Annotated in this window: 7 protein-coding genes; 1 reads left to right on the forward strand and 6 read right to left on the reverse strand. The window is 40.9% G+C overall.

Annotation, left to right across the window (positions count from 1 at the left end; genetic code table 11):
* Positions 1 to 272: 272 nt before the first annotated feature.
* From K8S13_RS22030 to K8S13_RS22040, 3 genes are all read right to left on the reverse strand, one after another.
* The gene (locus K8S13_RS22030; protein ID WP_291465882.1) at positions 273 to 1,622 is read right to left on the reverse strand and encodes an AMP-binding protein; all 1,350 of its coding nucleotides are present in this window, start codon (positions 1,620 to 1,622) and stop codon (positions 273 to 275) included.
* Between the two features lie 3 nt (positions 1,623 to 1,625).
* On the reverse strand, positions 1,626 to 1,775 hold the full coding sequence (locus tag K8S13_RS22035; protein WP_291465876.1) for a hypothetical protein: 150 nt from the start codon (positions 1,773 to 1,775) through the stop codon (positions 1,626 to 1,628).
* A 171-nt stretch (positions 1,776 to 1,946) separates the two neighbouring features.
* Positions 1,947 to 4,268 (reverse strand): PAS domain S-box protein, encoded by a 2,322-nt coding sequence (locus tag K8S13_RS22040; RefSeq protein WP_291465877.1) that lies wholly within the window; start codon positions 4,266 to 4,268, stop codon positions 1,947 to 1,949.
* 238 nt (positions 4,269 to 4,506) lie between these two features.
* Here K8S13_RS22040 and K8S13_RS22045 point away from each other — a divergent pair, with 238 nt between their 5' ends.
* Positions 4,507 to 5,247, forward strand: coding sequence for a HAMP domain-containing sensor histidine kinase (locus K8S13_RS22045; RefSeq protein ID WP_291465878.1), 741 nt, complete (start codon positions 4,507 to 4,509; stop codon positions 5,245 to 5,247).
* Between the two features lie 8 nt (positions 5,248 to 5,255).
* Here the strand turns inward: K8S13_RS22045 and K8S13_RS22050 are convergent, their stop codons facing one another.
* The 3 genes from K8S13_RS22050 to tdh form a co-directional block, all read right to left on the reverse strand.
* Positions 5,256 to 5,780 (reverse strand): response regulator, encoded by a 525-nt coding sequence (locus K8S13_RS22050; RefSeq protein ID WP_291465879.1) that lies wholly within the window; start codon positions 5,778 to 5,780, stop codon positions 5,256 to 5,258.
* Between the two features lie 51 nt (positions 5,781 to 5,831).
* Positions 5,832 to 7,055, reverse strand: coding sequence for an aminotransferase class I/II-fold pyridoxal phosphate-dependent enzyme (locus K8S13_RS22055; protein ID WP_291465880.1), 1,224 nt, complete (start codon positions 7,053 to 7,055; stop codon positions 5,832 to 5,834).
* A 67-nt stretch (positions 7,056 to 7,122) separates the two neighbouring features.
* A complete protein-coding gene (gene tdh, locus K8S13_RS22060) occupies positions 7,123 to 8,148 on the reverse strand; it encodes an L-threonine 3-dehydrogenase (RefSeq protein ID WP_367172816.1) in 1,026 nt (341 codons plus the stop codon).
* Positions 8,149 to 8,368: the final 220 nt, after the last annotated feature.

An 8,368-nucleotide genomic window follows, 5' to 3' on the forward strand; every position in this document is an offset into this window, starting at 1 on the left:
GACCGATAATTGATGTGATAAGACCCGGCTCAATCTTCATGTCTACATTGGAGAGAGCTTTAAGTCCGCCAAAAGAGAGTGTAACGTCTGAAACATTTAAATGTGCCATATATAATCCAAATTCTTTAAGTCAGATGGTTTTTTGCTTGATGAAAAACGATTGAAACTAATACCCACCTCCTACCATAGCATTAAATTATTCATAGTAAATCAACTATAACTATAGACGACTGTCAAGACAAAAACCGTGGTTTAAAAAAAGAGAATCGTTTTCAGGCGTATTCCGTTTTTATTTTTTCACGATCAATTGCGCCGTCTTCTGCCTTGGGCAACTCATTGATGAACTCAATATATCTTGGTTTTTTGTACCCGGCAATGAGTGATCCGCAAAATTTGATCAGATCATCCTTTATCAGGGTAGCCCCAGAGTTCAGCGAGCAAACCGCTTTTACACCTTCACCGAATTTAGGGTCAGGTACGCCAAACACACAGACTTCTCTGATGGCATCATGCTCAAGAATAGCCTTTTCCACTTCAGCGGGAAAAACATTTTCTCCACCGGGCTTGATGAGTTCTTTTTCAGCCTTTCGGCCTTTAAAAAACAAGAATCCGTCAGCGTCAATCATTCCAAGGTCACCGGTATGGTGCCAGCCGTTCCTGAAGGTATGGGCATTCAGGTCCTCGGCATTCCAATACCCCTGGAAAACCAAAGGCCCTCTGACAAGGATTTCTCCGGTTTCACCTTCTGATAAAAGAGTATCAAAGTCATCTGCAATTTTAATATTGGCAAGGGTCGAGATAATACCTGCTGAACCCGCTTTTGCAAAGTATTCGGCAAAGGTGATCAGGCCTGATGTTTCAGTCTGTCCGTACATGGTCCAGAATTTGGAATTTGTACAGGTCTCCCATTTTTTTGCCGTATCAGGCATCTCAAGTCCGGCCGCTATTTCAAGGCTTGACAGATCAAAGTCTCCGTCGTCCATGGCATCTATAAGGTTGGTTAATATGGGAGGGAAGGAACCAAAAAGATTGACTTTTTGTTCCTGGATAAGTTCTAAGGTTTTGGGGGGATCAAATTTTTCCTGTATTATATTTTTACCACCGGCCTGAAGTATTGCCAACCCCAGATTAATTCCCATAATATGAAATAATGGTAAAATATTCAAATAGGTTTTGGTTTCATCAAGCCCAAAAGTGTGGATGATTTGCTGGTTTGCCAGGATGATATTTTCCTGTCCCAGAACAGCACCCCTTGGTTTGCCCAGCATGGCTGCCGTATGGATAATAACAAAAGGATCACTTGGACTGTAGGGTACCGGGGCCTTGAGGGGAGAATAGTCATACAGATTTGAAAGCTGGGCATCATTTTCATCAACAACATAACAATGGTCAAGACAGGAAAATGACTTTTTAAGTGTTCCGGCCTGGTCAGCCATTTCTTTGTCACAAAAAATTAAACAGGGTGTGGTGTCTTCAATAATATAGGCTGCTTCATCATAACTTAACCGCCGGTTAATCATAACAAGCACAAGGTTGAGTGCTGATGCCGCACCAAACAGATGAAAAAAGACAGGATGATTTTTGCAAAGAACGGCTATCCTGCTGCCGGCAGGGAGGTTCAGGTTTTAAAGACCATTGGCAAGTCTGGCAGTCTGCAAAAAAAGATCGGAATAGGTGATATCCTCAGCTTCCCAGTGAATGGCACAGGAGGAACCTTTATAGAGCGCATTTTTTTCATAAATGTCAAAAAAGGTCAGATTATGCAAATAGTTCATAAAACATCACTCCTTGGAAAACAGATAAACCGTAAAAATTTAATTCACTTTTTTGAAACTTTACTAAAACTCAACTTCTAGTTAAGTTTTAACAAACCAAACGAGCGCTCAGTCTCAATCTATTGTCAGTAATAATTTAATTTGTTCCGGTTTGTCAAAGACTTTATTTATTTATTTTTTTTCAGATGCAAAGAACACTGTAAAAATGGAGTATCCGGAATTAAGACAATCCTCCTCAGTGTGGCAGAAACTGCACGCTTTAATGTCACCCGGGCATTCAATGTCTTGGTTTTCCAATAGGAATCGGCATCGCTTTGATTTCATTTCTAAAGTGAAACCATGGCGTTCTGAAAATATTTTCATTCGTAACAAATCCGCACCTTTTCCACCGGCATTAAAGGAAAAAGGTGTTTTGGTGGAATACAATAAAGTATCCTGGGTGGTAAAAAAGCCTTCAAAGATCCTTTTTTGGGCATCGGCTTCAATCCCGACTCCAAAGTCATGAACACTTAAAAGAATGCCGGAATCTTTTGTTTCAATAGTTATATGAATTTTGCCTTTATCCGGGGTATTTTCAATGGCATTTTTAATAAGCCCGCCAATGGTTTTATTTAAGATTTCTTCGGGCAGCAGAAGAGCCGGCAGGTTGTCATCAATAGAAATTTCGATATTAATATGCCTGAATTCAAATTCAGGTTTAAGAGAGGTGAAAAGTTCATTGAAATATTCAGAAAAGTCAATAGATCTGTAGCTAATGGACCTGGGACCGAATTTTTCATCAATCAATTTTTTGACCGATAGTTCAAGATGGTCTGTAGAAAGGTTCTGCTGGATAAGTGTTTCCAGCTCGTCCTGGCAGGCTTCAAACATTTTTATTAAAAGTTTTTGGGCAGAATAGGTTTTGTCTCCCATGATATCAGCCACTTCATCCTGAATATCAACAACCCTGCTCAGGTTTCTTTCAATCCTGTTCAGTGTGGCATTGACCTTTACACCGGGCGCTGATTCAAGTTTTTTTCTTAAGATCTGCAGGGAACCGGTAAGGACAGCCACCGGCGTCTTGAGCTCATGGGAGAGGTGGTTGATGGCTTTTCCTTTGGCCCGGTTCATGGAGGCCACATCTCTGTATGCCTCTCTGACCGCTTCGGAAAATCGTGCATTTTCAATGGAGATGGCACAGGTTCCTGCAATCATTGTCATCAGTTCCATGTCATTATAATTAAACAGGTTCTGTTTTTTGTTAATGGCACAAAGAACTCCAATAATTCTGTCTTCACTTTTTATGGGAACTTCCAGGAGGCTTCTTGTTTGATATCCCAGTCTTTCATCCCTTTCAGGATGGTCTTTTGTTAATTTTTCAGCATCATTGACCAGGGCGTATTCACCGGTTTTAATAATTTTTCCGGCCAGGACGGTATCAATGGGAAATCTAAATGTTTTTGCTCTTTTGTCCGTATCCGAGTCATCATAAGCTCCTCCTGTGAAAAACAGTTCTTCCTTGATTTCATCATATAAAAGCACCAGTGCACCTTCAGTGTTTAAGAGTGCTTTTACTTCTTTTGAAATATAGGTCATCAGATCTTCAAGTTCAGGATATTCCGGAAGGACAGCACTGATTCTCATAATGGTCTTATTGTTTGCTTCAAACCTTTTTTCTTCAGTAATGTCTCTCAAGATGACAAAGTTATCCGTTGAATCGGCGTTATACCTTGAATGGGAGGCTGCCCAGATCACCACATCAAGAATTTTACCATCCCGCGTCAGCCGTTGAGTCTCGTAACGGGTAACAGATTTGTTCTCTTTGAATTTATTCAGCATATCCCTGGTTTCCGCTTTAAGTGCGGGGGGTACAAAGGGAACCGGTCTGCCTTTGAGTTCTTCCAGGGACCAGCCAAAGATTGTTGAAAAAGATGGATTTACATAGGAAACCAACCCTTTGTCATTATAAACAACAATGGGATAAGGGACAAATTCCAGAATATTTTGATAGATTCGGTAAAGTTCCTTGGTTTTTTTTTCGGCAATTTTTTCTTCAGTGACATCCTGAAGGGTTTCAACCGCACTGATGATGTTACCATTGTCATCGGTAATGGTTGATGCACAGAAAAAAAGCCACTTCCCCTTTTCACCAAGGTCCGGGAAAAAATCTGTGGCTGAAAAGCGTTCTTTGGCTTTAGTTGACGGGTTATATTTCTGGCCATATTGTTCCACAATCTGTGCATCCGATGATCTGTCGATGATAAGATCAGCCATGACCGGACGATTACTTGAATAAAAGGCTTTCCATTGATGATCGGTTCCAAGCATTTTTTTGCCTGAAAGCCCGCTTAACTCTTCTAAGGCCTTGTTAAAATGGGTAATTTTATGATTGTTATCCAGGGCAAATATGGGGATAGGAGCGTTGTGGATAATTCCATGAAGCTCCTTGTTCTTTTTTTCAAGCTCTTTTATTTTTTTTTCAAGTATTTTGATATCATTTTCATTGCAGCTCATAAATAAACTCCATAAAGACTTTACAAGATTGATTGATCCCGATATAACAAATCCGGGTATAACCTGAAGGTCACACGTAACCTGAAGGTCACACGTAACAAAATTTATAATTTACCAAACTATAAATTAAGAGATCTTAAATGTTCTTGCTAATATATAGCTAATTTGTAACAATTCGATTACAATATATAAAATCATTGATTAATATTGCAAGGGTTTTAAAAGGTTAAAGAGAAAAATGTCAGACACCACCATTAAGACAGAAATTCTTATCCATGATTTAAAGGTTCCCATCTCAGTAATAGATGCCGGGGCAAAATCACTTCTGAATCGACAGGATTCCTATGGTCCCCTGACGGATAAGCAGGTGAAAGTTTTAAAGAGGATTATAAGAAATACATTGACTACTCAAAGGCTTGTGAATGATGTGATGGAGCTTGGAAGATCCAGGGAGGGTGTCATGATCCTCTCTTCTTTTCCTATATCAGCCCTTGTGACATCTGTCTTGATGGAAATTTTTGATTTTTCTGATCCGGGTGTGGCAGAGGTTATTCGAAAAACGCAAAATTATGATGAACTTGGACAGGTGGTTCAAGCCAGTGGTGCCAGCTTATTTTTTGATCCAAAAGTCTGGAAAACCATGGTTTATCTTGACGAGGCCAAGGTGAGACAGATTTTAAGAAATCTTGTTACCAATGCATTTAAGCATCGGTCTTCTTTTGTGAAGATTTCAGGCAATATTGAAGAAAAACAGATGATCTTAAAGGTAAAAGATGATGGGCGCGGCATCCCCCGGGTAGACCATCAAAGAATTTTTGAGACCTATTTTACAACGGGATCATCCATTGAGAATGCAATTAAGAGCCATGGCCTGGGGCTTGCCGGGGTAATGGTCTTGTTAAAGGATATGGGAGGGACACTGACTTTAAATTCCGCCGGTGGGAAAGGGGCTGAGTTTATCGTCAAAATACCTTTATAGGGATGGGGCTATTCCATTTTTTGAATATCCTCCCTTGATGATATCTGTTTTTCATCAAATTCATCCCAGAAATCCCTGTCTGTTTTCCTCCAGCCTTCGCCAAATAGTTTGTCAAACATCGGCTTAAGCAGTGAAAACCATGTAACATGGGATTTTTTGCCTTCTTTTCTTGCCGTCAATATATCTGCGACATACATGGAAATGTCCGCCAGCTTATCTTTCGGGACATAGGCGTCTGCACCTTGTTCAATGGATTGCTTTAAATTATCCGGGGTGAGGGCGTGGGCTGTCAACATCAGGGAGGGAATATCCATCCTATTGGTGATCTTTAAAAGGTCATAGCCTTTAACACCCATGATATCCAGGACAGCAACATCATACGTGTTGTTTTTTAAACAATCGATGGCCTCTTCAAAGGTTGAGGCTGTATCAACCGAACACATATAGAGCAACTCTTCAAGGGTTTCCAGGATGTCCGGTTCATCATCAACCAGAAGAACTTTTTTATTTTCAAGAATGCCTTGCATGTCCATTACCCTCTCCTTTTTTTATTTGCAGGCAACCGTGGAAAATTCATCCTTATTCTATTTGAAATTATTTAATAATTCAATAACATATTCTATGTCAGCAGATGTATGGCAGGCATTTATCTGAAATCTGATGGTCTCATCCCCTTTGGGCACCACAGGAAATGTCAATCCGACAACCAGCACACCATGATTAAATAAGTATTTTACAAGGTCATGGGTTTTTGGGGTATCCCTCACCATTAACGGGACAACCGGATGGGGACCGGGTATAGATTCTTTCCCGAGCCGCTCAAGCCCCTGTCGGAACTGAGCAGTCCTCTCTTTTAAGTTTTTTAACAGATCCAGGCCCTCATCACTGTCACAAATATCAATGGCTTCTATTGCAGCAGCACAGTCTGCAACACTTAAAGGGTTGGTATAAATATAAGTGTCTGCCTTTTGCCGGACAGATTCGATAATGGTTTTACTTGCTGCAATAAATCCGCCATTGACGCCAAAGGCTTTTCCAAAAGTTCCTACAATGATGTCCGGTGCTGCACTGCAAAAATCAGACGTGCCCCGGCCGGTATCACCAAAAGCACCCATCCCGTGAGAGTCATCGACAACAGTAATCACACCATCTTTGAATTTTGAATCATATTCCTTGCAGATATCATTGATTTTATCAATGGGGGCATAGTCTCCCCGCATACTGAAAATTCCATCAAATATGACCACAACGCGCTCAATTTCCGGGTGTACTTCATCAAGGCAGCGTTTCAGGTCTGCCATATCATTATGTTTGAAAATGCCCTTGTTTTCTCTGGGTATGTTACAGATTCGCATGGCCCTGATAATGCTGTTATGATTGAGCTGATCCCCGATCCAATGGGTTTTTTTATTGGAAAGCGTCAAGGCAAGTCCGCAGTTTGAGGTGTAGGCTGAATTGAAAATTTTGGCAGCAGGTTTATCCGTAAATTTGGCCACTCTTTTTTCGAGTTTATCATGATGGATAAAAGTTCCATCAATAAATCTTACCGCTCCCGGGCCAACACCAAAGTCATGACTTGCTTTGTCTGCCTCAGCTATAAGCCTGGGGTGGTTGGAAAGGGATAAGTAAGAATTGGAATTGAGCCGGATAAACTCATTGTCACTTCCCACCATTTTATACCGTGGGCCCAATTCTCCCTTAGGCGGGATGTATTGTTCAATTATTCTTTCAGGGGACTTGCCCCTTCCTTCTTGCTTTAATGTTTCTAATTCTTTTGTTAAAGATATATCAAGTTTGTTGGTGGCCATTTTGTTTTGCTCCGTAAAAAAAGGTAACAATATATTCAATTAATTGTTAATCAATAACGATTAGTGGTTAATCCCAGTCAAGTATGACTTTGCCTGATTGCCCGGACCGCATTACTTCAAACCCTTTTTTAAATTGGGTGTAATGAAATTTATGGGTGATTAAAGGGGATATGTCAAGCCCGGTTTGAATCATACTGGTCATCTTATACCAGGTCTCATACATTTCCCTGCCATAGATACCTTTTATCGTCAGCATGTTAAACACAACTTTGTTCCAGTCAATATCCGTATTATCGGGCATGATGCCCAGAAGCGCAATTTTTCCGCCATGACACATGTTATCAAGGATTGACTTTAAGGCAAAAGGATTGCCCGACATCTCCATGGCCACGTCAAACCCTTCTTTCATGCCAAGGTCTTTTTTGGCCTGTTCAATGCTTTGTTTCGTCACATCAATGGTTAAAGTGGCGCCTGCTTTTTTGGCAAGGTCAAGTCTGTAGGGATTGATATCTGTCACCACTATATACCGGGCGCCTGCATGTTTGGCAATGGCAGCTGCCATGCAGCCGATGGGACCGGCACCTGTAATCAGAACATCTTCTCCCAGGACATCAAAGGAGAGAGCCGTATGCGTCGCATTTCCCAGGGGATCAAAGCAGGCAAGCACATCCAGAGGAATGTTTTTATTACAATACCAGACATTGGTCACTGGTATGGCAAGATATTCGGCATAGGCACCCGGCCTGTTGACACCCACCCCTTTTGTGTTCATGCATAAATGCCGCCGTCCGGCCAGGCAGTTCCTGCAATGACCGCAAACCAGATGGCCTTCTCCTGAAACCAGATCTCCCGGTTTAAAATCGACCACATGGGAACCGACTTTTTCAATCGTTCCCACAAATTCATGACCAATGTGCATGGGAACGGGAATGGTCTGCTGTGACCATTTGTCCCAGTTATAAATATGGACATCCGTCCCGCAGATGGCTGTTTTTTTGATTTTTATCAGTACTTCATTATGACTGATGTCAGGAATGGGAACATCCTGGAGCCATAAACCTTGTTCTGGTTTTGCTTTTACAATCGCTTTCATTGTTTTCATGGCATATAAATCCAATTAATTTAGATAAATATTAATATTTCTTCATGGAAAGTGGTATAGCACAAATATTGATGAAATGCTATTTATAAAGACAAGCGGTAATAAGTCAACCCCCAAATGGACAGAGCCAAAATACTAATGAATAAGATGTACCTCATATGGTTTTTTGTTTTTAAGTACGGAAAAAACAACATGGAGCAATTTGTTAGCA

This window comes from Desulfobacula sp. (assembly GCF_021107415.1).